Raw genomic sequence first — 518 nt, 5'->3', positions numbered from 1 at the left:
TGGCCCTGGAAGCGCAGCGGCTGGTCGAGGTAGTCGTGGGCGGCCAGTTCGAGTGCGGCGATTTTGCCGTAGGCGTCGTATTTCGCTGACCAGACGATTTCGCCGCTGTAGTCGGTCAGCTCCAGCGGGGTGCCGAGGTGGTCGAGTTGGTAGTAGAACGGGCAGGCCTTTTTCGGACCTTTGCCATCGAGCATGGCGAGTGGGCGGAAGGTGCCGGGTTCGTAGACGTAGCTGCGGTGGTGTTCACGGCTGCTTTCGGCGACGAGGTGGTCGCCTTGCCAGAAGAACTCGGTGGTCTGTTCGTCGACGGTTTTGCTGATGCGCCGGCCGAAGGCGTCGTAGCGGTAGCTGGTGGTCTGGCCGTTGGGACGGGTGAGGCCGATCAGGCGGTGCTGGCAGTCGTAGCGGTATTCGGTGACGAGTCTTTGTGCGGTGCCACGTCGTTCGCGGATCAGGTTGCCATAGGCGTCGTAGTCGTAGTGGCGGTCGCCCTGCATCAGCAGGCGGTTGCCTTTGAT

At 62.9% G+C, this 518-nt stretch carries 1 protein-coding gene; it reads right to left on the bottom strand.

Going from position 1 to position 518, the window contains the following annotated elements:
• Window positions 1-518, bottom strand: a 518-nt coding sequence (locus N8H74_RS29205; RefSeq protein ID WP_262152173.1) for an RHS domain-containing protein, incomplete at both ends; no start/stop codon positions are given.

The sequence above is a fragment of the Pseudomonas sp. B2M1-30 genome, from assembly GCF_025447575.1.
GTDB classification, from domain to species: Bacteria; Pseudomonadota; Gammaproteobacteria; order Pseudomonadales; family Pseudomonadaceae; genus Aquipseudomonas; species Aquipseudomonas botevensis.
The sequence above is the reverse complement of the archived record's forward strand: the minus strand, read 5'-3'. Positions and strand labels throughout refer to the sequence as shown.